Raw genomic sequence first — 26,022 nt, forward strand, 5'->3', positions numbered from 1 at the left:
GAGTTCCCGCGTCCGGGGGCAATCAGTTCGCGGGGCAGTGCGTGTCCCGGTCGGGTCGCGTTCCGGCGGTGAGGAAAGCGGTGGCGATGTCGTTGGCGCAGGTGTTGGCCCCGAATGGATAGACGCCGTGCCCGCCCTGGTCGACGGTCACCATCCGGGCACGCGTGCCCAGGCTCTCGCGCATTTCCCGGGCACCGATCAGCGGTGTACCGGGGTCGCGCTCGTTCTGCAGGATGAGCACGTTGGAGGGACCCCGATCCGTGATCGGCACCCACGGCGCAGTCCGCGTATCGGGCCAGTACGCGCACGGCACGATATTGCCGGTGGAGCCCCCCATCATCGGATACCGCTCGCGATCCGCGGCGGCGCTGCGCTGGTAGTCGCCGATCTCGTGTGGCCAGCGTGAGTCCGCGCACAGCACCGCGTGGCGGCTGGAGATGAGGTTGTCGACGTCGCCCGGCGGCGGCGCTTCGGGCGCGGGCTGTCCGTTGTCGAGTGCCCGCCAGGACGCGGCCAGGGCGGGCAGGGCGGCGTCGCTGAACAGATAGTCCATGGTCATCCCGCGAAACCGGGTGCCGTCGATGCCGCCGATCGGGTCGGCGTCCAGGCGGGCGGCGAGATCGTCGAATGCGGCCTCGAGCTCGTCCAGGGTGCCGCCCAGTCCGTATTCGGGGTGTGCGGCGACGTACGCGGCGAAATCGGGGAAGCGCTCCTGCACCCCGCGCGCCAACCGCCGGAAGGCGGTGTGGTCGTAGCCGCCCGGACCCAGCGCGCTGTCGAGCACGATCCGGTCGCCGCGCCCGGGAAAGATCGTCGCGTACACCGCACCCAGCGCGGTGCCGTAGGAGTGGCCGAGGTAGGAGATCGTGTCCTCGCCCAGCGCCGCGCGGACGCGGTCCATATCGCGGGCGGTGTTCGCGGTGGTGGTGTGCGGCAGCAGCCACGCGCTGTCGGAGGTGGCGCACTGATCGGCGACAGCCCGCGCGAACTCGGCCTCCGTCGTGACGTCGGCGTCGGTGTGGGCGTAGGCGGGCAGATTCCGGCGCTGCCGCTGGGCTTCGCTCAGTCCGCACGTGACCGGCGTGGACTCGCCCACACCTCGGGGGTCCATACCGATCACGTCGTAGGCATCCAAGACCGACTGCGGCAGTTTCGCAGCGGCCAGCAGTGCCGGATAGCCCAGACCCGCGCCGCCGGGGCCACCGGGGTTGGTGAACAGCACCCCTCGGCGTTTGTCGGGGTGCGCGCTGGGCAAGCGTGAGATCGCGATGTCGATCCGGCGGCCGTCGGGGTCGCGGTAATCCAACGGGACGGTGAGCCGTGCGCACTGCATCCGATCCGCGGCGGCGGATTCGGGACACGCACCCCAGACCGGGGCGGCGACCACCTCGGCTGCGGTCGTCGGCTCGTCCCTCGACACCCACACCACGGCACCCGCCACGAGCACCGCGGCGGCAGCGGCGGCGAGTCCGACAGTCAGGGCCTTGCTCGGCATGGCGGGTCCTCCTCGGCGTCGTCGATCGGTGCTGGGCTACCTCGCGGTCGAGCATTACTCATCGCCGATACCGAGCACATCCGCCTTACGGTTGGACCCGAACGCGACTTGGGTCCCGGGTGGGTACGCCTGTGGTCGCACCTACCGAGCTCGCGGCGATGTGCACGATCGCTACAAGCCGAGTTTGGTGACGGCGTTGTCCTCCAAGGGATTCGCGGTGCGGATGTAGCCGTGCACGGTGCGCGGATTGGACCAGCGGCCCTGGCGCATGATCTCGCGGTCGCTGGCTCCGCCCAGGGCGGCCTGGGTGGCGAAACCGGCGCGCAGGGAATGGCCGGAGAACAGGTCGGGGTCCAGACCCGCGCGGGCGGCATAGCGTTTCACCAGTTCGGCGACGGCTCGGCCGGACATGGACTGATCGCCGATCCCGCCGTGGCGGTTGACGGTGGGGAAGAGCGGCACGTCGGCGGACTCGGCGAGGGTGGTGCCGGTGAAGCCGTGGCAACGGTGGATGTCGCTGTCGGGCAGCCGGTCGGCGAGGGCGCCGCGGACCGCGACAGTTCCTCCGGCCGTGTGGATTTCGAGGAGACGCACCCAGTCGGCGAAGGCGCACACCGGGCAGGTGTGCGGGCGCTGCCCGCGCGGCAGCGCCACCCGCTGCTCGGCGACACCGGTCGGGTCGGTCTTGGTGGTGGGCAGGTGCACGAGCAGGACCGGTTCCCCGGTGGTGTGATCCTGCTGCACCCGCACGTCCGCGATCCGGAGCCCGGCGAGTTCGCTGCGTCGCAGCGCGCCCGCGAAACCGATCAGCAAGGCCAGGCGATCGCGCCGCCGCGCCGGTTCGGCCGGCCACCCGGACGCGGGCAGCTGGGCCAGCAGCTGGTCGAGGGTGTGCAGCAGTACCGGACGTTTGCGGGTCGGGGGTGTCCGGCGGGTGCGGCGAATACCGCGCAGTGTCAACCGAACCACGTCCGACCGGGTGGGCGAGGGCAGCCCATTGGCCGCGTGCACCGCCGCGATGGCCGCCGCCTTGCGCTCCAGCGTGGCCGGGCTGAACGCCCATTCGCCGGTATCGCGCCGAGCGTCCGCCGCGGCGGCCAGATAGACCGCCACATCCAGCGCGTCCGCGGGCAGCGCCTGCCGCCCCTCGGCCGCACACCAGGCCGCCCACCCGATCCAATCGGACCGGTACGCCCGCACCGTATTTCCCGACTGCGACGCCTCCAGATACCGGCGCAACGCCCCCGCCTGCGCACCGTCGAACCGCTCCCGCACCAGCCGCAGCGCCGCCGCGTCCACCAGTACGCTCCCGACACCGCGCCGCAACTCGCCACGCACCGCATCGGGCACGGCGACAACAGCATTCGGGGTGCCGCCCACCTCGGGGGAAACGGTCACCGTGTCATCGCCATTGACCCCGGAGTCGCTCACAACAGACCAGCCTAGGCGCAATCCGCCCCTTATCCGGCCTTCCGCGCCGACTCGCGCGCCCGGTCAGGACCGGCCCAGCACACCGAACGGAGCCTCCACCGGCCCGCCGCCCAACGGCATGGTCCATCCCGGCGTGGTGTACGGCGGAACCTCGCATCCACACGGTGTCGGCACCTCCCAGGTCGTGGCGGGCGGCCCCGAATCGCACAACATCACGCACCCACCCGGCAACCCCGATCCAGGCTGCGGATAGTCCGAACTCTGAGACCCCCCGAACGCCACCGCGGGAACTGCGGCGGCCGACACGACCCCGACCCCGATTCCGAGCAATACCGCCATCGGCCACTCCCTTCGATCGCCCTCCGATCCCATCGACCCGGACACTCCGGGCATCGACCGCCATAACCCCGGCCCCCACCCGTAAACCCGCCCGGCGAGTCCCCACACCGACACGCCAATTCACCTGAGCCCCCAGCGAATTCCCGTTAACGTTCCCTCCGTGCCCTCCTATCTGCACGAAGGCCTGGTGGAACTGTTTCGTAACCGCCCAGAGCTGGCGGCTGGCTACCTCTCCGAGGTTTTCGGCATCCGTCTACCACCATTTCGCGACATTCGCTCCGAACCGTGCGACTTCACCGACATCGGCCCGAAGGAGTTCCGCGGCGATACCGCTCTTTCCCTGGTCGACGGTGCGGGCGAGGCGGTGGCGGGCATCGTGGTGGAGGTCCAGCTCTGCCGCGACGAGAGTCGCCGTTGGGCGTGGCCCGTCTACGCGGCCACGCTGCGCTCCCGCCTGCGCTGTCCCGTCTTCCTCCTGGTTGTTTCGCCGATTCCGGAGATAGCCGAATGGAGCCGGACCGGAATAGCCATGGGGCACCCCGGCTGGGTGCTGCGGCCCATGGTGCTCGGACCGGACGGAATTCCGGCGGTCACCGACCGCGATTCGGCGGTCGAGGTGCCGGAGCGCGCCGTGCTCTCGGCCATTGCGCACGCCGAGGGGCCGCAGGCCGACAAGGTCCTGTTCGCGCTGCTCGAAGGGTTGCGACAGGCCGATGACGAGCGCGCCAAAATGTACTATGACGTCGTACACGCCGCACTGTCGGTCGCAGCGCGGAACCACTTGGAGGTACTGATGAGCACGGCGTATGAGTATCAGAGTGATTTCGCTCGGAAGTATATCGCCGAGGGCAGGAGCGAGGGGCGAGCCGAAGGGGAAGCGACGGCCGTATTGACCGTGCTGGAGACCCGAGGGATCCCGATCGGCGCCGAGGTGCGTGAGCGGGTGTTGGGGTGTGCGGATACCGAGCGGCTCGAGGCGTGGTTGCGGCGGGCTGTGACGGTGGCGACGGCCGAGGAGCTGTTCGGCTGATCTTCTCTATCCTGGTCGGATGGGCGCGGTCACGAGTTCGTTGGTGCTGGTGGGGGCGGATCTGGATGCCGTGACGACGGTGGGGCGGGAGGACGAGCCCGGGGCGGCGGGGCTGAGCGGGACCGATGTGGACGGCATCTGGGAGGCCGTGCGGGAGTGGTACCGGATGGGGACCACTCCCGCGATCCAGGTGTGCGTGCGGCGGCACGGGCAGGTCGTGCTGAATCGGGCGATCGGACACGGGTGGGGGAATGCGCCGGGCGATGGCGATACAGGCGATGGTGATACAGCGGAAAAGGTGGTGGTGACCACCGAGATGCCGTTCTGCGGCTTCTCGACCGCCAAGGGCGTGTCGGCGGCGCTCATGTTCATGCTCATCGAGCAGGGTGCGTTCGCCCTCGAAGATCCGGTGAGCCGCTACATTCCGGAGTTCGCGGCACACGGCAAGGACCGCATCACCATCGGCGATGTGCTCTCGCATGCCGCGGGGGTGCCGTTCATCACGCCGCCGTACCGGGGTTCGGAACTGGTTCTCGACGAAGAACTGGCGGTGCGGGCGCTGCGCGACCTCGAACCGAGTTGGCGACCCGGCCGCCTGCGCGTGTATCACGCTCTGACCAGCGGATTGATTCAACGACTGCTCGTGCAGCGGGCCACGGGCGCCCGGATGCGCGACCATTTGCGGGAGCAGGTGCTCGAACCGCTCGGCTTCCGGTGGACCAACTTCGGGGTACGGCCCGCGGACGTCGACCGGGTAGTGCCGAGCGTGCGGGTCGGGCCGGGACCGTCGCGGGTGTGGCGCTATCTGGCCGGTCGTGCGCTCGGCGGCGGCCTGTCCGGGCGCACCGATGCGGCCGCCGAGCGGGCATTCCTCACCGCGGAACTGCCCTCGGGCAATCTGGTGACCACGGCATACGAACTGTCCCGGTTCTACGAAATCCTCGCGCGCGGTGGTGAATTGGACGGTGTGCGCATCATGCACCCGGAAACGGTCCAAGCCGCCGTCCGTCCGGCCAGGTGGATTCCGAGTATCGCCGGTCGAGTCTCGGTGGCCGGGTACGAACTCGGCGGCCGCCGCTCGAAGTTCGGCCGGAACACCGAATCCCATTTCGGCCGCAGCGGACTGACCACCCAGTACGGTTGGGCGGATCCGGCGCGCGGGCTCGCGGGCGCGATCCTCACCAGCGGCAAAGCCGTCGCCGACACCGAACGCCCGTGGCGACTCGTCGCCCGTATCTCCGACACGGTCCGCCGTCCTTGATCAGCGCACGGCGAGCAGCATCACGATCGGCGCGTTGATCAGTCCGTGCATCAGCAGCTGCACCCACGGATTGCGGTGCCGCGACCACAGATAGCCCAGGAACAGCCCGTCCACACCGAGTTTCGCCACGGCCGCCGCCAGGTCCACCCCCACCCCGGCGATACTCAGCAGCGCGGAATGCCAGGACGCCCACAACACGCTGGCCACCAGAATGGCGGGCCACCGTCCGTAGCGGGATTCGAGCCGGGTCTGTAGCCAGAACCGGTAGAACACCTCCTCGATCACCGCATTGAGCAGGAAGACCAGCGCGATCGTCACCACATCCGGTACCACGCCATCCGACTCCGGCCCGGTCAGGGAGCGGACCAGTTCGAACGCGGCCACCGCGGCCAAGGGACGCAACCACCGGCCGCGCGTGCTCGGTGCGGTCCATTCCCGCCAGGTCACCAGCCGCGACGCCCACGGAATCGCGACCAGCAGCACGAGTTTGAGCCCAACGAACCACAGGTCGGTCCGCGGCGCGAGATGCAGCCCCACCGTGAACGCCACCCCCAGCCCCGCCAACACGACCGCCTGTCGGGTGACCCGGCGCGGATCCGCCGCCGCGAAGGGATCCCGCGCCGGTTCGCGTGGCGGAATCGCCCAGGCCAGCGCCAGCCCGGCGAGTGCGGGCAGCCACAGCAGCCACAGGGCGACGGTTTCGGCGTCGTCCCCGGAGTAGCGCACCGCGGTGTGGCCGGTGCCGATCAGGACGACGAGCGCCGCGACGTACGCGGCGATCCCACCGACCAGCAGAGCGGTACTCGTTCGGGACGGGGTGTGCACCCCGCCCACGGTAGCCGCCGATGATCATCGACAGCCATTCCGCCAACCCGACCGGCCGGGCGGGGTGAACCTCGTAGACTTGCCGATGTCAGCGGCACGGACCCGATCGAAGGGTGCCAACATGACGACGATCGTGATGACAGGCGGCAGTTCCGGTTTCGGCGCGATCACGGCGGAACGGCTCGCGCGCTCATCGGGGATACGGCTGATCACGGGGGAACGCTCCCCGTCCGCCGATGCCATCGCACTCGATCTCGCCAGTCTGGAATCCGTGCGGGCTTTCGCGACGGCGGTGCGGGAATCGCTGGGCGAGAACATGATCGATGTGCTGATTCTCAACGCGGGCACGATCCTGCCCGATGCCGCGGGACGCACGGCCGACGGCTACGAAACCTGTTTCGCCGTCAATCATCTCGCCCACTATCTGCTGCTGCGGCTCCTGCTGCCGTCGCTGGCGGAGAAGGGGCGAATCGTGTTGACCACGAGTGGAACCCACGATCCCGCGACCGGAGCAAGCCTGGCTCTGCCCCGGCATGCCGATGCCGAACTGCTCGCCCACCCGGACCGGGATCCGGGCCGCCACCCGAACGCCCGCACCGCGGGCCAGCACGCCTACACGGCATCGAAACTGTGCGCCGTGCTCACCGTTCGCGCCCTCGATGCCCACGCGGACATCCGGTCTCGCCACATCACCGCCCTCGCCTACGACCCGGGGCAGGTCTTCGGCACCGGGCTGGCCCGAGATCTGGCGCTGCCGCTGCGGATCGCGTGGTCGGTCCTCGGCACGCCGGTCGGCGCTCCGCTGCGCCGGTTCAACCGCAATCTCAATACCCGCGTGGCCGCCGCGAACGCCCTGGCGGATCTCGCGCTCGGCACGGTCACACCGCCGCCGGGACGCACCTACGCCGCGCTGCGACACGGCGAGCTCACCTGGCCGGACCCCTCCGAACTGGCTCGTCGCGACGATCTGGCGGCGGCACTGTGGGATGACAGCGCCCGTCTGGTCGGGCTAGCCGACTGAACGGGAGCATCCGTCGGGCACCAGCCGTCCGGCGATCAGGTCGTCGGCCCACCGGGCGAGCGTGGGGACAGCGAACGCACCGACCATGAAGTGCTCACCGGGCAGGACCTCCAGCCGTACCCGTGCACCGGCCCGACACCAGTTGTCGTACACCTCCCGCGCACCCGCGAGCGGAATCCAGAATTCGTCCACTCCGTGGTAGAGCAAGACCGGAATCTCCGGTGCGAGCGTGCCCAAGGTGTTGTCCGCCACGACCTTTCGCACCATGGGCAGTGCGAAGGGGTCGGGATGGTCGGTCAGCACGTCCAAGGTGATGGGGGCGATGAACCCGAGCGCCGCCTCGACGGCGACGCACGCGTCCCGCAGGGCGTGCGCCAGCCGCCAGCCGTTGTCGTTGAGCAGTGTCAGCAACTGGGGGTATTCGCGGGCGAGACCCAGTGTCGCCGCGAGGAAGACGCCCGTGGCGGCATTGCCGCTCATGGTGCGCACGAGCTGGCCGTAGTCGGCGGGGAGTCCGCCGATGAGGGCACCGGCTAGGGCGAGTTCGGGTGCGTAGGCGGGTGCCAGTTCCGCCGCCCACCCGGTGGCGATGGCGCCGCCGGAGTAGCCGGACAGCACGATCGGGCTCTGCGGGGTGAGGTCGGGCAGCCCGAGCCGGACGGCGGTGCGCACCGCGTCGAGCACGGCATGTCCGCCCATATGCCCGGCGGCGTACGCCTGCCGCGGACCCTGGTGGTCCGGCACGAGCACGGCGTAGTTCGCGGCGAGCAGCAGCTGGATCGACCAGAGATCGGCCTGGATGCCCTGTTTGAGCTGATACGAAGGGGCGCAGGTATTTCCGAGGGAGCTGGTTGGGATGTTGTAGGAGATGAGCGGGCGCGGGCCGGGGCGTACCCGTGCCGTGGTCGGCGTGTACAGGGTCGCGACCACGGGTGCGGGTCGGCCACGCGCGTCCGTGGATCGGAGCAGCAGTTCGACCGCTCGCACCGGGGTCGGAAACCAGTGCTGGACCGACCGCGCCGCCAGCAGTCCGCCCGGTGCGAGCTCTTCCCACCCGGGCGGCGGCGTGTAGAACGGGTCATCGAGCGGAGTCGGCAGCACCGACGCGAGCCGGCGCGGCGGATCGACGATATCGCGGCCGGGATCGGCGTATGCGGGCAACGCCGGAGCCAGTACGGCGGCCACGGCGGCGAGGGTGGTCCACACGCGGGCGCATACCCGCTGACGACCTTGCATGCCGAAATCCTGGCATAAGTACTGATCGGTCTTCTTGTTACACACCGGCGTGCCGCGCACAAGTTACAAGCATTCGTTTCAGTCGGGTAGCAGGGGAACGGAGAAGCCCTCGCCACGCCGCAGCAGCGCTGCTCGCGTCACCGCGCCCGCACCGAAACGGTCGTGCAGTGCGTCCAACGTCGAGTCGAGCGTGGACTCCGCACGCGGCTCGAACGGCAGCGACAGCTGCATACTCTCGGCATGGTCGAGATTCGTCAGTGACAGTCCGATGAGGGTCACGCCACGCTCGTGAATCATCGGCAACGCGGCCGCGAGGAGGGCACGGGCGGCCCGCAGCACGACCGCGCCGCTGTCGGTCGCCTCCGCCAGGGTGTGCGAGCGCGTGCCCCGGCTGAAATCGTCGAACCGCAAGCGCAGCACCACGGTTCGGCATACGCGGTGCGCGGCGCGCAGGCGGCGGCCGAGTCGGTCGGCCAGACCGTGCAGATACGCCTCCAACTCCTCGTCACCGCGCGAGCGTCGGCCGAGGGCGCGCTGCGCACCGATGGATCGCCGCCGTCGACCGGTGTCGACACGGCGCGGATCGCGCGCCCAGGACAGCGCGTACAGATGCCGTCCGGCCGCGGGGCCGAGCGCCGCCGCGAGCGCGCTCTCACCCATCTCCGCCAACTGTCCGACCCGGGTGATGCCGCGCTCATGCAGCTCCCGGGCTGTCACCTCGCCCACGCCCCACAGCCGCTCCACCGGCAGCGGGTGTAGGAACTCCAGTTCCTGGTCCGGCGGAACCTCCAGCAGCCCATCGGGTTTGGAAACGGCGCTGGCCACCTTGGCCAGGAACTTCGTCCGCGCCACCCCCACCGAGATCGGCAAACCCACCTCGTCGCGCACCCGGGCGCGCAGTCGCCGCGCGATTTCCACCGGGTCCCCGGCGATCCGCCGGAGTCCGCCCACATCCAGGAACGCCTCGTCGATCGAGATCCCCTCCACCTCCGGAGTGGTATCCCGGAAGATCTCGAACACCGCCTTGCTGGCCTGGGCGTACGCGCCCATCCGCGGCGGCACCACCAGTGCGTGCGGACACAGCCGCCGGGCCTGCCGCCCGTTCATGGGCGTGCGCACCCCGAACGCCTTCGCCTCATAGCTCGCCGCCAGCACCACGCCCAGGCCGACGATCACCGGCTTTCCGCGCAGTCGAGGGTTGTCCCGCTGTTCGACCGAGGCATAGAACGAGTCGAGATCCGCGTGCAGAATCGACGCCCGCTCGGGGCGTGGACCAGGTGTTCCGGATCTCGACACGAACATATGTTCGCATACCAATCTGTCTGTTTTCTACCCTTTGGCGCGGCGGCTCCATGACACAGGTCACTCCGGGGCGGGTGTCACGGATACGGGCCGGGCGGCGTCTGATGCTCGACCGGCTGTCCACCTGGCACGCCGGTAGGCATACCGAAGGAGAAGAAGCACATGAACCTCGCCCTCTGGATCGTCGCCGGGTTGCTCGCCGTGCTCGCGCTGTTCGGCGGCCTCACCAAGGCGTTCATGAACAAAGCGAAACTGGATGAGCTGGGGAGAAGTCCGGTGGCGGCTGGACCATTCATGCGAGTACGGGATTCGTCCGGACACTCGGAGCCCTGGAGTTGCTGGCGGCGGCCGGATTCGTGCTGCCCGCCGCGCTCGATATCGCACCGGTGCTGGTGCCGGTGACCGCCGTGTGCTGGATTCTGCTGATGATCGGCGCGATGATCACCCACGGACGCTACGGGCAGTACAAGTTCGCCGCGGTGAACTTCATCTACCTCGCCATGGCGGCCTTCGTCGCGTGGGGCCGCTTCGGTCCCGAATCCTTCACCGGCTGACGCGGGTAGGCCACACCGTTACCGGGGCGATCCGGTAACTGGACCGTACCCACGTACCCTGAGCAGTATGAAGCTCCAGGTGGAGCAGGACGACGGACCCTTCTACGACGGCGGTGAGGCACCCGCCGAGGAGGCGGCGGGCACCATCGACTCCGAGGCGGTCGTCGTCAACGTCCCGCCCGTGGAGCCACCGGAGCCGAGGAACGAATCCGAGGATTCGGTCGGGGGATTCGCCGCGGAGCCCGATCTCGCCATCGTGTTGGACCGACGGTTCAACAACACCACCCGGCGTGAGGAGTTCCGGCTCACGCGGCGGATCGGCTACTACGACGACGCCCCGGAGGTGGGTGTCGGTCGCATCCTGGTACCCGCCGACCTGGAGAACTGGACCACCGATCTCACCTCGGTCCCGGCCTTCCTGACCTGGTTGGTCCCCAAGACCGGCGCACATCTGCCCGCAGCCATCCTGCACGACGGTCTGGTGCTGTCCAAGAACGAGCCAGCGAGCTACATCGCCGAACGCGAGATCCACCGCGACGAGGCCGACCGCATCTTCCGCGACGCCATGGGCAAGACGGGTACCGGGCTGATCCGCCGCTGGATGGTCTGGTCGGCGGTCACCGCCGCGACCATCTACCACGCCCGCCAGGTCGACTGGTCGCGAAAGCAGAAGTGGCATTACCGCGGTGCCCTGTGGGGCAGCCTGCTCGCGATTGTCCTGCTGGGCATCTGGTCCACCCTCGACCTGCTGAACATCGACGGCATCCCGGGCGTACCGTGGATCGGCGAACGCCCGATCCCAGCCCTGATCGGCGGCTTCGCCGGCGCGATCCTGATCCCGCTGCTCCTCGGCACCGCCTGGGGCAAGTTCCGAACGGCCGGATGGATCATCGGTCCGCTGGTCGCCTTGATCGTCCCCGCGATCGTTCCCATTCTGCTGATCGGTGTGCTCTACATCGGCGTCGAGCGGCTACAGGAATTCAGCCCACCCCTGGCCAGAGCCCTGGCCATCGTCTTCGTCGCGGCGCTCGTGGTCGTCTTCGCGCTGTCGTGGTGGTACGCCTGAGGCCGTTCACCTCAGGACCACGCGAATCACCTTCGTACGCAGCGGGAAATCGAATTCGCCGCCAGCGGTCTCCGGGTGCCCGCCGAGATAGGTCGCAATCCTGTCCAGCACGTCGGCGCGCTCGGCTCGGGGGAGGACCAGCGTATGTGAATGCGTCCCGATCGTGGTGGTGAGACTTTCGGCCGTACGTCGCTGCATATGGGGGAACTCCGCCCGGTTCGGAGGATGGAACAGCGGATGGCCGACCAGACTGTCATCCATGCCCGGGGCGGTCGACACCGACGAGCGCGCGATGCGATTCAATTCGGCGATCCACTCGATCGACGTGTCCGGGGAATTCCAGAAGGCCGCCACCACGCCACCGGGGCGCAGCACACGGGCGAACTCTGGGAATGCCCGAGCTTGGTCGAACCAGTGGAACGCCTGACCGGCCAGCACAGCATCGACCGAGGCATCCTGGAGCGGAATCGATTCCGCCGCACCCGCCATCGTCGGCACCTCGGGGTAGCGGCGTGCCAGCACCGCCCGCATCTCCGCATCCGGTTCGACCGCGGTCACATGCGCGCCCGCAGCGAGGAGCACGCCGGTGAGCTTCCCTGTGCCCGCGCCGATATCGAGGATCCGGGGCCGTCCGCTCACCGGTTCGAGCGCCCACCGCACCGCGTGGATCGGATAGTCGGGCCGGTGCTCGTCGTAGGACTCCGCCGCCGCGCCGAACGAATTCGCTCGCCTCGCCAGTAGTTCCGGCGGCTGGGATCCCCATTCGTTCGCCTGAGTCATTTGATCATGCTACGGCGACTCCGCCGATGTCCGGCTTGTGCCAATGCTGCTCAGGTCTGGCACGGGGGTACCACCGAGCACAGTTTTCGTAGAGTTTCGTTGGGGTTTCGTATCGTTTGTGCAAACTAAACGGAAACGTATTGTTTGCGCGGTGAATCGGGGGAGTGAGTAGCATCTGACATCCGATAAGGTTCACTTATCGGAGGTCAGAACGGCGTGAGTTGATTTGCGGAACTGAGGGATTCGTTTCGTGTCGTTCCGTTGGAAATGACGAAACAAACGCTACGATTCTGTTCGTGTCGAGCATCTGCAACTATCCAGGCTGCACCCGCCCCATCCATCGCGGCGGCGGGCCGGGACGGCCTTCCGAGTACTGTGACCATCCCGAGCACACGCGCTGGCGGGCGTGGCGGGAGCGGCAGCGGTTGCAGCAGGCGGAGGGAGAGACCCCGGCCACTAATGTCACTGTGACGCAACAGGGGCCGGTGACGGTGGCGCGGATGCGGGCCGATGAATTGCTCGTGCAGTTCCGTGGGCTCGCGGAGCAGTTGGGGACGACGCTGTCGGCGGCGGTGGCGGAGATGTCCACGCTGGCCGATCCATCCGTCGCGGAGGCTCAGGTGAGGGCGGTGCAGGCGGACGCCGCGCACCGAATCGCGGAGGCCGAGATGGCGGCAGCCGCGGCCGAGCAGGCGCGGCGAGACAGCGAGGAGGCGCGGGCGGCGGCGGAATCGGCGGCCGAGGACGCGGCGACCGCCGCCGAAGCGGCGGAGGCCAGGATCGCGGAGGCGGTCGCGGCCCGCGATGACGCCCTGCGCGAGGTCGAACGGATCACCACCCAGGCCGCCGACGACGTATTCGCCGCCCGCGCCGCCGCCGAGACCGAGATTCGGGAGGTGCGCCGCGAAACCGCCGCGGAGATCGAGCGGATACGCGAGCAGGCCACCGAGGACATCGACCTGGCTCGCACCAAGGCCGCCGCCGAAATCGAACAGGTGCGCCGCGACGCCGCCCAACGCGTCACCGCCGCGGGCGCCGAACGTGATCTCGCGGTGCAGCGAGCCGCCGATGCCGACCGCGCCATCGAGCGCGCCGAAAACGCTGTCGCCGAACGCAATCAGGCCCTCACCGAAACCCGCGACGAACTCCGGCAGGTTCGCGCCGAACTGGAACGCACCCGCACCGAGTTCACCGAATCCCGCCGCACCGCCGCCGCCGATATCGCCGCAGTCCGCACCGAGGCCGCGGCCGCCCTCGACAAGGCCCAGCACGACGCCGCCACCAAACTCGCCGCCCTGGACGACGCCCGCGCCCAAACCCTGGCCCGAGCCGAACGCGCCGAACGGCAACTCGACGAACTACTGGCCGCTCGCCGCGACGGCCCGGCTCTGTCCGCTCGGTCACCGAAAGCAGATCGGGTCGGATGAAACCCATCTCGCGTGGGCTCCCGATCTCCGCGCAGATCTCGGTCGGCACGGTGAATTCGCCGTGCGTATGGCGCAAGTACGGTCACAAACGCCTACCGCCGGCCGCCTGCGCCGCAAGGTTTTCTCTCAGAGTCCTAATTGGCGCAAGAGATGCTCGATCTGTGGCGCTACAGTAATCCAACGTCCAGATTGCAGTGACGCGTAGATGACGCGTGGTTCCACCCTCGAGGTACGGAAGTCCAATGCGAACGGCTGGTCGTAGCCGAGATCTCCGATCAGTACCGACAGGGCGGGATCGATATCTCCGGGTGGGGTCGACTCGTCCGGGTGGCCGCGCAGGGCCGGTGCCTGAGCAGCAACATCGATCCAGTGTCGGTTCTCGGTTCGCATGTACTCGAGCGAGTAGAAGTTCGGCTGCTGCGGCTCCTCACCAAAAACCTGTTTCAGGAGCCGCGTGTCCGGCGCCTTCCATCGGCCTTCCCCGATCGCCCCCACCAGGGTCTCCGGCAACGGCAGACCATTGATCTCTGTCACCGTCATACGTCAGACTCCACCTTTCTACCAGTGATTTCATGTAGAGTTCTCATGATTTCCGGACGCAAGTCCTCCGGGACAAACGGTCCGTCGAAGCTACGGTTGTCACCATTCACCGACCTGGATGTCCACCTACAGCCAAGAGAGCCATCCTCCCGCAAGACCGCACTGAACCCGACACTCTCGCCGTAATCACGATTTATCGCTTGCAGAAGTTTGTCCTCAACATCCACATGACCTCCGTACCGGGGTACCAGGTTCGTTGGCTCTCCTGGGATATCGAGCCTTGTCGTATCACCACTCGGGTAGGCGAGCATTTTCCGGGTGCCAGGGTGGTAGACGCCGCTGAAACCCGACCCCGGACCAAAGGCGCGGAGCCGGTCGGCACTGAACATGGCAAGGTTTGTCAAGGAGTTCTCGACATCGTGGGGTGACAGCGACGGTGCCGGTGGAACGGCGCGGCCTGTGCCCTCGATAGGATGCTTCACCTGTTCGGCAGCCAACGCGTCGGCGTCACCTGCCCCACGGCTGACAGTCCGAAGGCCGGTCGCACCGAACGGTCCGCCGTAGCTCCTTTCGATGTACTCGGCGATGCGTGGTATCTGCTGGCTGCGCAATCGATCGGCTACGCCCTTGAAGAACTCCGGCAGCCTCGACCCCGTCAACGGTCCTCACATGCTGCTGCTCCGCACCAGCCACGCCGAAATCCGCCTCGGCGTAACGGTTTCGTCAGCATCCACTCGGATCAGGCCGCTGCTGTCGGCGATACCGGTCGGCACCCGACCCCGCGATCGCCTGCACCCGATCCCACGTTCACGCTCGCCATGGTGAAACCGTACCGGAAGTTGCTTCCGCACGCCGGTCTTGACAAGGACGAGCAATAGTGACCCGGGACAGCATGGCCGCAGCGCATCAGCTTGCTAGCACGGAGCGCACGCGCCGGAGCATGACTTACCCGTGCGACTAGCTCTCCGGTCCGGATACCCTCATCCGCATGGACGACTACCGCGAACGGCTCATGCGCGATCCGGAGCTGGAACCGCACAACATGCTCGAGGAGGGGCCCCTCTACCGTGGACCCTCCACACGCGTGCGGTTGCTGGCGGCGGTCGTCGCGGCCTCGCTCTTCCTCGGTGCCGCGGCCACCGTCACGCTGCTGGTGCTGTCCTGAGCGGTATCAGTCCGCCAGGGTAGACGGGAGTGAGATGGACCAGGATCCATCCGCCTCGATCTGGAGCGTGTGCGTGTCGGTGGGGAGGACCACGCTGCCGCGATAGGTGCCCACCTCGTCCACGAGCCGTTCCGGCCGGTCCGTGTGGGCGATGATCCGGAACGTGTCGGATCCGGCGTGCCGCACGCGAATCCTGGTGTGTACGAGTCGATATCGGGAGGGTATCCGGAGCACCGCCGGACCAACGCCGGACATCAGTCCCGTCCATTCGGGTGCGGCGCTCACCCGGTCGATCGTCACGCGCCACCGGATGTGGGTTGCCGCGTCGATCCGCAGCGCCACCGGTACCACGCCGAGATCCAACGGCAGCACTCCGCGGTAGTCACCGATCGAATCCGCCAGCACGGCTATTTCGCTCCCGTCCGCGCTCCGCGTCGATACGAGGAACCGGGTGTCGCCGCGGATATGCAGCCCCACCGTATGCCCGACCCCTGACGCCAGTCGCAGGGGCAGAACGGCGGATCCGCCGCCGACGGCGATTTCGGGCAGTTCGCCGGAACCGAGTGGTGGGGGCCGGTAGTGGCGTTCGGGCGCACCGGGGATCCGGCCGTCGACGATCTGCGGCCGTGGCAGGGGCACGGTGGGCCGATTGTGTTCCTTTCCGCGAGTCGACCTGGCGCGGCGGGACAGCCGCGGCAGCAGCGCGGGCATGGCCGCGATCTGGCCGACGGTCACCCACATATCCAGCGCCGTGCGCACCCGCTCGTCGATGAGCGGGTGCAGCTCCTCGTTGTCGAGCGCCGGGTGCAGTCCGACGAGATAGTCCGACAGCACCGCCGCCTGCCCGGCCAGTGAGCGAATGCGGCGCAGTTCGGCCTCATACTGGGTGGGCGTATCGATTTCGAGGGTGTACACCGCCGCTTCGGCGAGCTGCCGGGCCGTGGGCACCGCTGCGGCCATGGCGTGCCGATGCGGTCGTGAGGTATTCCGGGCCACCGGGCCGACCTGGAGCGAGGTCGGCACCTGGATGGCAGCGGTGATGTCGAACTGCGGATCGGTGGTGGCGGCGCGCGCGTGTACGAGCCACTGCTCCACCACATTCAGCCATCGCCAGACCTGGTCGAAGGTCTCCGGCGGAACATACCCTGCGGTACGAGGATCGACGGCGTACACGGTATCCAGTACCGATTCACTGAGCGTCTGCCATGCCGTCGCGGACCAGGCGGCGAGCAATCGCGCCTGTGTCGCCGCGGTTGCCTGCCAGATGCTCTGTCCGGCAACCGACAGTTCCGCGCGCATCTGATCGGCCAGCAACTGCTCCTGATGGGCGGCGCGTCCGGCCTGTCGCAGCGCCTCCAACACCCCCGCGTCCCGCTCGCCCTGCCGCAGTGCGCGCAGCCGGGTCCACAGGTTCGGCCGCGGCCCCACCATGACTGCCCCTCCTTCGAACACTGACACCGTAGCCGATCTTGCACCGGCACCTTATTATTCAGACCATTCGGGCATTCAACCGCAGGTCAGCGCTCTCGTGCGGTCTGCGCGATGAATCTTCACCCCGAAGATTTCAATGCCGATGGAATCCCGGGCTTGCACCTGTATCGTCAGATGCGAACGACTGCTCCACACGGACGCGATCTGGAATGATCTTCTGTCGTGGTTCCGCCTACCGGCGAGCTGCCCGTGCGATCATCGACCGCTGGTGCACGGAAGGGTAAAGGGGTTGCGAGACTTGAATATCAACGCCATGCGGGCACGGCAATCACGGCCGAGTGTGGCGCGCGTGTACAGCTACGTGCTCGGTGGGCGCGACAACTACGGGGTGGACAAGGACGTCGGGGATTTCTTCATGGGCGATCTCCCCGGGTCGGAGATGCTGGCCATTACGAATCGTCAAGCCATCCTCCGCGCGGCCCGCGATATGGCCTCGGACGGCATCCGGCAAGTCATCGATATGGGCTGCGGACTGCCGACCGACGAGAATGTGCACGATGTGTTGCGGCGCAAGGTCCCCGATGCGCGTGTGGTGTACGTCGACAACGATCCGTTCGTGGTGGCGCACGGGCGGGCGCTGCTGGCCATCGACGAGAACATCGCGGTGGTGGAGGCCGATGTCGGCGACCCGGCGGCGATTCGGGAGCATCCCGATGTGCAGCGGCTCATCGATTTCGACGAGCCCGTCGGCATCATCTTCGGCGTGGTGCTCAGCTTCCTCGATGACGAGGCCGATCCGGCCGCGGTGGTGCGGGACTGGTCGCAGCGCCTCGCGCCCGAAAGTCGCGTCTACATCTCGCATTTCCGCACCGGACGTACCCGGGAGGCGGTCGCCACCGAGCGCAAGATCCGGGACGCCTTCGGGGTCGGAACCTGGCGCGACGAGGAGAGGATCAAGAGCTTCTTCGGCGATCTCGAACTGCTCGAGCCGGGAATGGCGCCGTGCGCCCGCTGGCGGCCGGAACCGCCCGCACCGGGAAGCGATCCGGTGCACAAGGATTTGAGTATCTGGGAGGACCTCATCGTGGCGGGGATGGCCCGCAAGCGCTGAGTTCCTATGCGGTCGGATCGGTGAACAGTCCCTTCCGGGGTGAGACCAGCGGCAGCGGGCCGAGCATGCTCTGATGCCCGTTGGTCACCGAGCAGAACCGGAAGGGTCCGTTCGCCGCGAGTAGTCGGGCCATCTGCGGGTCGGCGTGATCGAGGAACCACACGCTCAGTCCCGTGCGTGAATCCAGGCGGTAGTGCTCCCAGGCCCGCCACAGCACATCCAGCCGCGCGACCGCCTCCGCGTGCTTCCACCATTCGACGCACCACGCCTGGTTCGGGTCGTTGATCACGTCGCGCCGGTACACCACGCTGAGGTAGTTCTCGACGAACTCGATCACGGACGGGTAGACGTACGGTGAACTCCAGTCACTCATGCCGTCCATTCAACATCAGAATCGACCAACGTCACTGTGACGCAGGAAAGTTCGCCATAACGTCGACGTCAATCCGCCTGATCAGCGGGTTCCCGCCACATCGACCAGACCAGCGGACCGCCGTCGGTGAAATCGTGCTCAGCGGTCTGAACGAATCCGAAGCGCTCGTAATAGGGGACATTGTCGGCCTTGCTGGATTCGAGGTAGGCGGGCACCCTCTCGGCGTCGCAGCGGTCCAGGCGCGAGTTCAGCAGCGCCTGACCGTATCCGCGCCCACGTGCCGTGGGCAGGGTGCCGATGAAGGCCAGGTACCAATGCGGTTCGCGAGGGTGTACGTCCGCCATGCGTTCGGCCATCCGCCCGGCGAGGCGGATGCGGCCGCGGAAGGCGCGGATCATGTTCGGTGCGGCCCGCAGGGTGGCCGCGGTCGAGGCGTGCCAGTGTCCCGGCGGAGCCCAGACCGCCGCGCCGACAATGGTTCCCGCATCGTCCTCGACCACGTCTACACCGCCGTAGCGCAGGAAATGGGTGCGCGTCAGCGTGGCGTACATGAGCGCCATGCGGTCCGCCCGCACGCCGGCATCGGGAACGAAGTAGGTGGCGACGGGGTCGTCCAGGAAGGCGATGCCCAGGACGCGGGCGAGTTCGGGGATATCCGAATCGGTTGCCGGGCGAACAGTGACCTGCATCAGCTCAAACTACAACCAAGATCGCTCTCCGGCCACTGCCGGGCCCACCGCCGAGCGGGTGTTCACCGACAGCGGAGGCGCACCGAGGCCCGCACGTCACGACGGTGCGGCCGGAGCGCGCACGGTGATCCGCGCCCCGCCCGCGGGCACATGGGTGATATTGCGTATGCGCGTCCGCTCCACCGACCCGTCCTCGGGCAGTTCGAGGGCGAAGCGGCCGAGGACCTCCCGCAGTACGACGGCGCCCTCCATGAGTGAGAAGCCCGCGCCGAGGCACCGGCGCACCCCACCGCCGAACGGCAGCCAGGTATTCGGTGCGACGCTGCCGTCCAGGAACCGGTCGGGCCGGAAACGGGCGGCGTCCGGATAGGCGTCGAACCGCTGATGCGCCAACAGTATCGAGGTCGATACGACGGTGCCCCGCGGCAGCTCGATGCCGCCGATGGTCATATCGCGGGTGATTCTGCGCCCGGTGGCGGCGATGACGGTACGCCGCCGCAGCGACTCCTTGAGCACCGCCTCCAGGTACTTGTCGTCACCGTCGTGGGCGGCTCGCCGGGCGGTGTCCTGGACCTCCGGATTCGCGGCCAGCTCCTGGAACGCCCAGGCCAGCGCGGACGCGGTGGTCTCGTGCCCGGCCAGCAGCAGGGTGATGAGCTGATCGCGCAGTTCCGCGTCCGAGAGCGGCTGATCGGCCGGATGGTCGCCGGACCCCACCGCCAGCAGTCGAGACAGCACATCGGCGCGCTCGTCGATATCGGGGTGCGCGCGGCGGCGGGTGATCTCGTCGAACAGCAGGGCGTCGATAGCGAGCTGGTTCTCGCGGAAACGCCGCCATACCCCGACGCGCGCCAGGCGCGGATACTTCCAGCCGAAGAACACGATCGGGTTGATGTTCACGATCCGGCGCAGTCGCGGTGCGAGTTCGCCCCGCCGCCGCTCGTCGGTCATGCCGAAGACCACCTGCATGATCACATCGAGGGTGAGCTCGTTCATGCGATCCAGGGCGGGCAGGGTGGTCCCGGACGTCCACCGGTCGGTATGCGTCTTGGCGATCGCCTCCACCATGGCCCGATACCCGTGCAGCGCCGATCCGGTGAAGGCGGGCATGAGCAGTCGCCGTGCGCGGGCGTGCTCCTGTTCGTCGGTGAGCAGCACCGAACGTTCGCCCATGATGTGCACCAGCAGCCGATTGCCTTCGCCCGCATGCAGATCGGCCGGGTCGGCGGCGAAGATCTCCCGAATGTGCTCGGGCCGCGAGAATATCACCACGTGCTCCGCGTAGGGCGGCACCAAGCGCAGGCTGAACACGTCGCCGTAGCGGCGAGCCGCGCGCTCGAGCAGGAAGCCGCGCCATTTCGCGTACAACACGGTCTGAACCATCCTCGGCAGCCGAGGACCCGGGGGATGGGCGGTGGGCACGGGAAATCCTTTCAGGCCGCGGGCGGCGGCGACCGCCTCTCGTCCACGGTAGGGCGCGAGCGGCCGCCGCGTGCAGATATGTTCGGCCAATTCAGCGCACTGCCGCGGTGCAGCGGCGGGCGAGCTTCTCGATCTCGGCGACCAGTTCCGGCGGTTCGGTGACGGTGAAGTCGGTGTCGAGCGAGGTCAGCATCCACGACAGGGCCCAGGGCGAATCCGCGCCGAGGTGCAGCAGACAGCTGGTGTCGTCGACCGCCTCCAGGACGCCCATGCCCGGCCAGATCTCGTCGGCGAGTTCGGCCGCGCCGCGGTGCAGCGTGACCGTGGCCTGATACGGCCAAGACGACTGGGACAGCCGTTGGGACAGGTACGCGACCACATCGCCGTCGGGTGGTTCGCGGGGTGTGAACCGGGGGCCGGTGGGGATGCGCGGGCGCAGCCGGTCCACGCGATAGGACCGCCAGTCGTCGCGCGCCACATCCCAGGCGACCAGGTACCAGTGCCGGTTGAAGTTCACCACCGCCTGCGGTTCCGCCTCGCGGATCGTCTGTCGCCCAGCGTGATCGGTGTAGTCGAAACGCAGTCGCTCGTGCCGGTCGCAGGCGTCGGAGAGGGCGATGAGAACGTCGGGGTCGACGCGCGGCGCGGCGGCCTCCACGCGCACCAGCGACCGCGTCAATCCCGCCAGCCGGTGACGCAGCCGCGACGGCAGCACCTGTTCCAGCTTGGCCAGCGCCCGCAGCGAGGCCTCCTCGATGCCGGAGACGGTGCCGCCGGTCGTGGTGCGCAACCCGACGGCCACCGCCACGGCCTCCTCGTCGTCGAGCAGCAGTGGCGGCAGGGACGAGCCCGCGCCGAGTCGGTATCCGGCCGTGCCCTGGACCGCGTCGACCGGGTAGCCGAGTTCCCGCAGCCGGTCCACATCGCGGCGCACGGTGCGGGCGCTGACGCCGAGTCGATCGGCCAGCTCGGGACCGGACCACTCGCGATGGGTTTGCAGCAGCGACAGCAGTCGCAGCAGTCGTGCCGAGGTTTCCAGCATGGCCCCAGATTGCCACATGCTTAGGCCAGAACCTGACCTAAGGGGCTTCTAGCGTGGGAACCATGACGACCATCGAGCCCTTCCGCATCGACATTCCGCAGCGCGAGATCGACGACCTGAACGCCCGCCTCGCCCATACCCGCTGGCCGGATGAACTGCCGGGGGTGGACTGGAGTTACGGCATCCCGACCTCGTATGTGCGCGAACTCGCCGACTACTGGCGTACGGAGTACGACTGGCGGGCCGCGGAGGCCGCCCGCAACGAGATTCCGCAGTTCGTCACCGAGATCGACGGGCAGCGACTGCATTTCATGCACATTCGCTCCCAGGAGGCCGACGCGCTGCCGCTGGTCCTGATCCACGGCTGGCCGTTCGCGGATTTCACCGACATGATCGGCCCGCTCACCGATCCGCGTGCGCACGGCGGCACGGCGAGCGACGCCTTCCACCTGGTGATCCCGAGCCTGCCCGGGTGCGGTCTGTCGGGTCCGACGCGGCGGCCCGGTGACGCCGCCACCGAGCGCGCGGCCGAACTCATCGCGAAACTCATGGCGATGCTGGGATATTCGCGCTACGCCGCGCAGGGCGGGGATGCCGGTTCCTTCATCGCCCCGCAGGTGGGTCGCATCGATACCGAGCATGTGGTCGGCGTACACCTCAACGATCCGATCACCATCCCGTCCTGGGACGACGACGGCTCCGACTACGGTCCGGAGGATCAGGAGAGGTTGGCCGCGCTCCAGGACTGGTCGAATCAGGATCACTCCGCGTACGCCATGCTGCACTCCACCCGGCCGCAGACCCTCGCGCCCGCGGTCTCGGATTCCCCGGCGGGCATGATGGCCTGGGTTCTGGACGTCGTGCAGACCTACACCAACCCCACGAAGTCCCGGCCGGATGAGGCCATGGACCGTGACCACCTGCTGACCAACCTGTCGCTGCTGTGGTTCACCAACACCGCCGCGTCCTCCATGCGGCTGTACCGGGAATCGCAGCAGTGGGGCGGGGAGGCGACGAACTCCGGGGTGCCGACCGGTGTCGCGATCTTCCCGGGCGGGAACACCATTCGCGGGCTCGCCGAGAAGCAGAACACCGTCGTGCACTGGTCGGAGTTCGACCGCGGTGGGCATTTCGCCGCCATGGAGGCGCCCGACCTGCTCACGGCCGATCTGCGGGAGTTCTTCCGCGCGTTGCGCGAACCGGCGGCCTAGCGCAGGGTGTCGATCCACCGCCGCGTATCCGCCGGGTCGATGACGTCGTCGAGTTCCAGCACGGTCGCGGCGGTGAGCGCCTTGCCGTTGGCGTAGGCGAGTCGCACCAGGTTGTCGAAGGCGGCGGCGCGCTCGGCCGGATCCTCGATGGCGGCGAGCTCCTTGGCGAAGCCGAGCCGCACCGCGCCCTCCAAGCCCATACCGCCTATCTCCCCGGTGGGCCAGGCGACGATGAAGCGCGGGGCGCGGAAGGAGCCCGCCGCCATGGCCTGTGCGCCCAGGCCGTAGCCCTTGCGCAGGATGACGGTGCCCCAGGGCACCGTCAGCGCCGCCGCGTCGATGAACAGCCGGCTGAACTTGGTGACCGTGGCGTGCGTCTCGGCCTCCGGTCCGACCATGAATCCCGGTGTATCGCAGAGGGAGACGATCGGCAGCCGGTGCGCGTCGCAGAGTCGCAGGAAGGCGCTCAACTTGTCGGCGGCGGGGGCGTCGATGGCACCGCCGAGATGGTGGCAGTCGTTGGCGATGAGCCCGAAGGGGCGGCCCTGCACCCGCACCAGCGCGGTCACCACGCCGACACCCCAGTCGCGGCGCAGCTCCAGCACCGAGCCGATATCGGCGACGGCGTCGATGGCGGCGCGAATGTCGAAGGCGTGCAATCGATTCTCCGGCACCACATGCCGGGACAGGCGCGGGTCGGGTGCGGTCCACTCGGTGTCCGCGCCCTGGAAGTAGGCCAGGTACCGGCGGGCGACGGCGACCGCCTCGGCCTCGTCGGCGGCCACCACGTGCACCACGCCGTTGCGGCGCTGCACCTCGACCGGGCCGATGTCCTCGGGCGCGTACACGCCCAGCCCGCCGCCCTCGATCATGGCCGGGCCGCCCATGCCGATAGTGGCGTCCGGGGTGGCGATCACGACATCGCACATGCCGAGCAGGGCGGCGTTCCCGGCGAAGCAGCGACCGGACACGATGCCGATGAGGGGGACCGTGCCGGAGAGCGCGCCCATGGCGCGGAAGGTGGTGACGTCCAGGCCGGAGATACCCGAGTAGTCGGTGTCGCCGGGGCGTCCGCCGCCGCCCTCGGTCCAGAACACCACCGGAAGTCGTTGTTCCCGAGCCAGTTCCAGCATGCGGTCGGTCTTGGCGTGATTGCGCATGCCCTGGGTGCCCGCCAGCACGGTGTAGTCGTAGGACATGACCACCGCGCGGGCCGCCTCGGTGCCGAAGCGGTCGGCGTTGACGGTGGCGACCCCGGCGACGAGCCCATCGGCGGGGGTGTTGGCGATGAGGTCCTCGGGGCTGCGGCGCAGCCGCTGGGCCGCGACCGCGAGGGCTCCGTACTCGATGAAACTGCCCGCGTCGACCAGATCGGCGACGTTCTCCCGCGCCGTGCGCCGACCGAGACGGTGCCGTTTCGCCACGGCCTCGGGGCGCGCCTCGTCGCGGGTGCGGCGGTGGCGTTCGTGGACCTCGGCGAGGTCCTCCCGTACCGCGTCGAGGTCCGCCGCCTCGAGATCGGCGATCGCGCCGTCGTGGTCGGCCGCGGTCCAGATCAGCAGCGGCGTATGGGGATCCACCACGCTGCCGGGTGCGACCAGGGCGCGGCGCACCCGCAAGGGCTGTTCGGCGCGCACCACGTGCTGCATCTTCATCGCCTCCAGCACCGCCACCTCGGCGCCGGCCGCGACCAGCGTGCCCGCCTCGGCCACGGTGACGACCGTGCCGCCCAGCGGGGAGCGCAGCGCCTGGTCGGCATCGGCCAGCTCCGGTTCCACGGCCACCGGTCTCGGCGTCGCCGCGGCGACGCCGGCGGGCGCGATATCGACCGCCCGGGACAGGAGTTCGCCGACCTGCCGCTCGAACCACGCCGTCGACACCACCGCACCGTCGGCCAGCGCCTCGAGCACCGCCCGCTGTAGTGCGATGGTGGTGTCGACGCCGTCGATGACGGTCTCGGCCAGTGCGTCGGCGCAGCGGCGCAGCGCGGCCGGATACGACGGTCCCCGGGCTATGACCTTCGCCAGCAGTGAATCGAATCGCGCGCCCTGTCGCATACCCGGATAGGCGGCGGTATCGACGCGCACCCCGATGCCGATCGGGGGTGTGAACCGGTGCAGCTGTCCGGTGCTGGGCAGCACCTCGCCCCCGGCGGTGACGATCTCGGCGTTGAGCCGCGCCTGCACCGCGTGCCCGCGCGGCGGGGTCGCCTCGATACCGAGGTCGTCGAGCGTGTGCCCCTGGGCCAGATCCAGCTGGAGGGCCACCAGGTCCAGGCCGGTGACCTCCTCGGTCACGGTGTGTTCGACCTGGAGTCGCGGATTCACCTCGAGGAACCACGCGTTGCCGCCCGAGACCAGGAACTCGACGGTGACCACGCCCCGGCAGGCCACCGATTCCGCCAATCGCACCGCGTGGTCGTGCAGTGCGGTCCGCAGCGGCGCGTCCAGATTCGGGGCGGGCGCGATCTCGAGGAGTTTCTGCTGCCGCCGCTGCACACTGCAATCCCGGTCGCCGACCGCGACCGCGCGCCGCCCGTCCGCGACGATCTGCACCTCGATATGCCTAGCCTCGTCCACCAGCGCCTCGGCGTAGACCGTGTCGTCCCCGAATCCGGAGCGGGCTTCGGCCCGGCAGTGCTCGTACGCCTCGGCCAGCTGGCCCGGGTCGCGCACCACGCGCATACCGCGACCGCCGCCGCCCGCGGCGGCCTTGACCATGACTCCGCCGGGATGGTCGGTGAGCAATGCGCCGATCTCGGCGAGGGTGGCATGTGCGGCGGTGGCGGGCAGGACCGGCATGCCCGCCCGCGCGGCGGCGGCGCGGGCGGCGACCTTGTCGCCGAAGACGCGCAGCACGTCGGGGGAGGGGCCGATGAACACCAGGTCCGCCGCCGCGCAGGATTCGGCGAACGCGGCGCTCTCGCTGAGGAATCCGTAGCCCGGGTGGACGAGGGCTCCGGATCCGGCCGTGCGGGCCGCTTTCACGACGGCATCGATGTCGAGATAGGCGGCGGCCCCGTTGCCGGGCAATTCCAGGGCATCGTCGGCCAGCCGCACCCACAGGCCGTCCGGGTCGTCCGTGCTGTGCAGCGCGAGGGTCGCGGCACGGCGTTCCCGCGCAGTCCGCATCACCCGAACGGCCACTTCTCCCCGGTTCGCCACCACGATGTGCATTCCGACAGTCTCATCGACGCCGCCGTCCGCGTCACGCCGAGCGGCGGCCAGCTACCGACTGGACGGCCGTTTCCACAGCGGGTGCCGACATGCCA

At 68.8% G+C, this 26,022-nt stretch carries 23 protein-coding genes; 9 read left to right on the forward strand and 14 right to left on the reverse strand.

Going from position 1 to position 26,022, the window contains the following annotated elements:
- Nucleotides 1-22 precede the first annotated feature (22 nt).
- A complete protein-coding gene (locus QJS31_RS32080; protein ID WP_282781092.1) occupies nt 23-1,495 on the reverse strand; it encodes an alpha/beta hydrolase in 1,473 nt (490 codons plus the stop codon).
- A 171-nt stretch (nt 1,496-1,666) separates the two neighbouring features.
- Nucleotides 1,667-2,926, reverse strand: a complete 1,260-nt coding sequence (locus tag QJS31_RS32085) for a site-specific integrase (RefSeq protein WP_282781090.1) — start codon at nt 2,924-2,926, stop codon at nt 1,667-1,669.
- 499 nt (nt 2,927-3,425) lie between these two features.
- Between QJS31_RS32085 and QJS31_RS32090 the strand changes: the two genes are divergently transcribed.
- Both QJS31_RS32090 and QJS31_RS32095 read left to right on the forward strand, forming a co-directional pair.
- Complete coding sequence (locus QJS31_RS32090) at nt 3,426-4,295, forward strand: hypothetical protein (RefSeq protein WP_282781088.1); 870 nt, start codon at nt 3,426-3,428, stop codon at nt 4,293-4,295.
- 19 nt (nt 4,296-4,314) lie between these two features.
- Entirely contained in the window at nt 4,315-5,556 is a 1,242-nt protein-coding gene (locus QJS31_RS32095; protein ID WP_282781086.1) for a serine hydrolase, read from the forward strand.
- Here QJS31_RS32095 and QJS31_RS32100 read toward each other — a convergent pair whose 3' ends face one another.
- Nucleotides 5,557-6,381 (reverse strand): CPBP family intramembrane glutamic endopeptidase, encoded by an 825-nt coding sequence (locus QJS31_RS32100; protein WP_282781084.1) that lies wholly within the window; start codon nt 6,379-6,381, stop codon nt 5,557-5,559.
- A gap of 121 nt (nt 6,382-6,502) precedes the next feature.
- On the opposite strand from QJS31_RS32100, the gene QJS31_RS32105 reads away from it, so the two are divergent.
- Nucleotides 6,503-7,402 carry an SDR family NAD(P)-dependent oxidoreductase gene (locus QJS31_RS32105; RefSeq protein WP_282781082.1) on the forward strand — a complete coding sequence of 300 codons (900 nt, stop codon included), beginning with the start codon at nt 6,503-6,505 and terminating at the stop codon, nt 7,400-7,402.
- Here the strand turns inward: QJS31_RS32105 and QJS31_RS32110 are convergent.
- Nucleotides 7,391-8,638: a lipase family protein gene (locus QJS31_RS32110; RefSeq protein WP_306358487.1), complete on the reverse strand. Its 1,248-nt coding sequence runs from the start codon at nt 8,636-8,638 to the stop codon at nt 7,391-7,393. The genes QJS31_RS32105 and QJS31_RS32110 overlap by 12 nt on opposite strands.
- 78 nt (nt 8,639-8,716) lie before the next feature.
- A complete protein-coding gene (gene dinB / locus QJS31_RS32115) occupies nt 8,717-9,940 on the reverse strand; it encodes a DNA polymerase IV (RefSeq protein ID WP_306358488.1) in 1,224 nt (407 codons plus the stop codon).
- Between the two features lie 335 nt (nt 9,941-10,275).
- On the opposite strand from dinB, the gene QJS31_RS32120 reads away from it, so the two are divergent.
- Together QJS31_RS32120 and QJS31_RS32125 are read left to right on the forward strand one after the other, a co-directional pair.
- Nucleotides 10,276-10,494, forward strand: a complete 219-nt coding sequence (locus QJS31_RS32120) for a DoxX family protein (protein WP_306358489.1) — start codon at nt 10,276-10,278, stop codon at nt 10,492-10,494.
- A 67-nt stretch (nt 10,495-10,561) separates the two neighbouring features.
- A complete protein-coding gene (locus tag QJS31_RS32125; RefSeq protein WP_282781075.1) occupies nt 10,562-11,560 on the forward strand; it encodes a DUF1353 domain-containing protein in 999 nt (332 codons plus the stop codon).
- Nucleotides 11,561-11,566: 6 nt separating this feature from the next.
- On the opposite strand, the gene QJS31_RS32130 is transcribed toward QJS31_RS32125, so the two are convergent.
- Entirely contained in the window at nt 11,567-12,340 is a 774-nt protein-coding gene (locus tag QJS31_RS32130) for a class I SAM-dependent methyltransferase (protein WP_306358490.1), read from the reverse strand.
- Nucleotides 12,341-12,636: 296 nt separating this feature from the next.
- Here QJS31_RS32130 and QJS31_RS32135 point away from each other — a divergent pair, with 296 nt between their 5' ends.
- A complete protein-coding gene (locus QJS31_RS32135; protein WP_306358491.1) occupies nt 12,637-13,767 on the forward strand; it encodes a hypothetical protein in 1,131 nt (376 codons plus the stop codon).
- A gap of 126 nt (nt 13,768-13,893) precedes the next feature.
- On the opposite strand, the gene QJS31_RS32140 is transcribed toward QJS31_RS32135, so the two are convergent.
- Both QJS31_RS32140 and QJS31_RS32145 read right to left on the reverse strand, forming a co-directional pair.
- The gene (locus tag QJS31_RS32140; RefSeq protein ID WP_282777632.1) at nt 13,894-14,307 is read right to left on the reverse strand and encodes a hypothetical protein; all 414 of its coding nucleotides are present in this window, start codon (nt 14,305-14,307) and stop codon (nt 13,894-13,896) included.
- The gene (locus tag QJS31_RS32145) at nt 14,304-14,966 is read right to left on the reverse strand and encodes a hypothetical protein (RefSeq protein ID WP_306358492.1); all 663 of its coding nucleotides are present in this window, start codon (nt 14,964-14,966) and stop codon (nt 14,304-14,306) included. Before QJS31_RS32145 ends, QJS31_RS32140 begins: the two co-directional genes overlap by 4 nt.
- Before the next feature lie 329 nt (nt 14,967-15,295).
- Here QJS31_RS32145 and QJS31_RS32150 point away from each other — a divergent pair, with 329 nt between their 5' ends.
- Complete coding sequence (locus QJS31_RS32150; protein ID WP_306358493.1) at nt 15,296-15,472, forward strand: hypothetical protein; 177 nt, start codon at nt 15,296-15,298, stop codon at nt 15,470-15,472.
- Between the two features lie 6 nt (nt 15,473-15,478).
- Here the strand turns inward: QJS31_RS32150 and QJS31_RS32155 are convergent, their stop codons facing one another.
- Nucleotides 15,479-16,903, reverse strand: a complete 1,425-nt coding sequence (locus tag QJS31_RS32155) for a hypothetical protein (RefSeq protein ID WP_282777638.1) — start codon at nt 16,901-16,903, stop codon at nt 15,479-15,481.
- Between the two features lie 289 nt (nt 16,904-17,192).
- On the opposite strand from QJS31_RS32155, the gene QJS31_RS32160 reads away from it, so the two are divergent.
- Nucleotides 17,193-18,014 carry an SAM-dependent methyltransferase gene (locus QJS31_RS32160; RefSeq protein WP_282777640.1) on the forward strand — a complete coding sequence of 274 codons (822 nt, stop codon included), beginning with the start codon at nt 17,193-17,195 and terminating at the stop codon, nt 18,012-18,014.
- Between the two features lie 4 nt (nt 18,015-18,018).
- Here QJS31_RS32160 and QJS31_RS32165 read toward each other — a convergent pair whose 3' ends face one another.
- From QJS31_RS32165 to QJS31_RS32180, 4 genes are all read right to left on the reverse strand, one after another.
- Nucleotides 18,019-18,387, reverse strand: a complete 369-nt coding sequence (locus QJS31_RS32165) for a DUF4913 domain-containing protein (RefSeq protein ID WP_029927470.1) — start codon at nt 18,385-18,387, stop codon at nt 18,019-18,021.
- A 68-nt stretch (nt 18,388-18,455) separates the two neighbouring features.
- On the reverse strand, nt 18,456-19,076 hold the full coding sequence (locus QJS31_RS32170; protein ID WP_282777643.1) for a GNAT family N-acetyltransferase: 621 nt from the start codon (nt 19,074-19,076) through the stop codon (nt 18,456-18,458).
- 96 nt (nt 19,077-19,172) lie between these two features.
- The gene (locus QJS31_RS32175) at nt 19,173-20,498 is read right to left on the reverse strand and encodes a cytochrome P450 (RefSeq protein ID WP_282777645.1); all 1,326 of its coding nucleotides are present in this window, start codon (nt 20,496-20,498) and stop codon (nt 19,173-19,175) included.
- Between the two features lie 91 nt (nt 20,499-20,589).
- Nucleotides 20,590-21,540: a YafY family protein gene (locus QJS31_RS32180; RefSeq protein WP_306358494.1), complete on the reverse strand. Its 951-nt coding sequence runs from the start codon at nt 21,538-21,540 to the stop codon at nt 20,590-20,592.
- Nucleotides 21,541-21,602: 62 nt separating this feature from the next.
- Here QJS31_RS32180 and QJS31_RS32185 point away from each other — a divergent pair, with 62 nt between their 5' ends.
- Entirely contained in the window at nt 21,603-22,751 is a 1,149-nt protein-coding gene (locus tag QJS31_RS32185; RefSeq protein WP_306358495.1) for an epoxide hydrolase family protein, read from the forward strand.
- Here the strand turns inward: QJS31_RS32185 and QJS31_RS32190 are convergent.
- Nucleotides 22,748-25,927 carry a carboxyl transferase domain-containing protein gene (locus QJS31_RS32190; protein ID WP_306358496.1) on the reverse strand — a complete coding sequence of 1,060 codons (3,180 nt, stop codon included), beginning with the start codon at nt 25,925-25,927 and terminating at the stop codon, nt 22,748-22,750. The two genes, QJS31_RS32185 and QJS31_RS32190, sit on opposite strands and share 4 nt — an antisense overlap.
- Between the last annotated feature and the right edge of the window lie 95 nt (nt 25,928-26,022).

The sequence above is a fragment of the Nocardia sp. CC213A genome (genome assembly GCF_030766805.1).
Taxonomy (GTDB): domain Bacteria; phylum Actinomycetota; class Actinomycetes; order Mycobacteriales; family Mycobacteriaceae; genus Nocardia; species Nocardia otitidiscaviarum.

Bases quoted from the DNA above. Each gene is read 5' to 3' on its own strand.
- QJS31_RS32180 (WP_306358494.1), bottom strand. From the start codon at position 21,540: ATGCTGGAAACCTCGGCACGACTGCTGCGACTGCTGTCGCTGCTGCAA.
- QJS31_RS32185 (WP_306358495.1), top strand. From the start codon at position 21,603: ATGACGACCATCGAGCCCTTCCGCATCGACATTCCGCAGCGCGAGATC.
- QJS31_RS32150 (WP_306358493.1), top strand. From the start codon at position 15,296: ATGGACGACTACCGCGAACGGCTCATGCGCGATCCGGAGCTGGAACCG.
- QJS31_RS32165 (WP_029927470.1), bottom strand. From the start codon at position 18,387: ATGAGTGACTGGAGTTCACCGTACGTCTACCCGTCCGTGATCGAGTTC.
- QJS31_RS32110 (WP_306358487.1), bottom strand. From the start codon at position 8,638: ATGCAAGGTCGTCAGCGGGTATGCGCCCGCGTGTGGACCACCCTCGCC.
- QJS31_RS32190 (WP_306358496.1), bottom strand. From the start codon at position 25,927: ATGCACATCGTGGTGGCGAACCGGGGAGAAGTGGCCGTTCGGGTGATG.
- QJS31_RS32130 (WP_306358490.1), bottom strand. From the start codon at position 12,340: ATGACTCAGGCGAACGAATGGGGATCCCAGCCGCCGGAACTACTGGCG.
- QJS31_RS32095 (WP_282781086.1), top strand. From the start codon at position 4,315: ATGGGCGCGGTCACGAGTTCGTTGGTGCTGGTGGGGGCGGATCTGGAT.
- QJS31_RS32170 (WP_282777643.1), bottom strand. From the start codon at position 19,076: ATGCAGGTCACTGTTCGCCCGGCAACCGATTCGGATATCCCCGAACTC.
- dinB (WP_306358488.1), bottom strand. From the start codon at position 9,940: ATGTTCGTGTCGAGATCCGGAACACCTGGTCCACGCCCCGAGCGGGCG.
- QJS31_RS32155 (WP_282777638.1), bottom strand. From the start codon at position 16,903: ATGGTGGGGCCGCGGCCGAACCTGTGGACCCGGCTGCGCGCACTGCGG.
- QJS31_RS32105 (WP_282781082.1), top strand. From the start codon at position 6,503: ATGACGACGATCGTGATGACAGGCGGCAGTTCCGGTTTCGGCGCGATC.
- QJS31_RS32080 (WP_282781092.1), bottom strand. From the start codon at position 1,495: ATGCCGAGCAAGGCCCTGACTGTCGGACTCGCCGCCGCTGCCGCCGCG.
- QJS31_RS32125 (WP_282781075.1), top strand. From the start codon at position 10,562: ATGAAGCTCCAGGTGGAGCAGGACGACGGACCCTTCTACGACGGCGGT.
- QJS31_RS32140 (WP_282777632.1), bottom strand. From the start codon at position 14,307: ATGACGGTGACAGAGATCAATGGTCTGCCGTTGCCGGAGACCCTGGTG.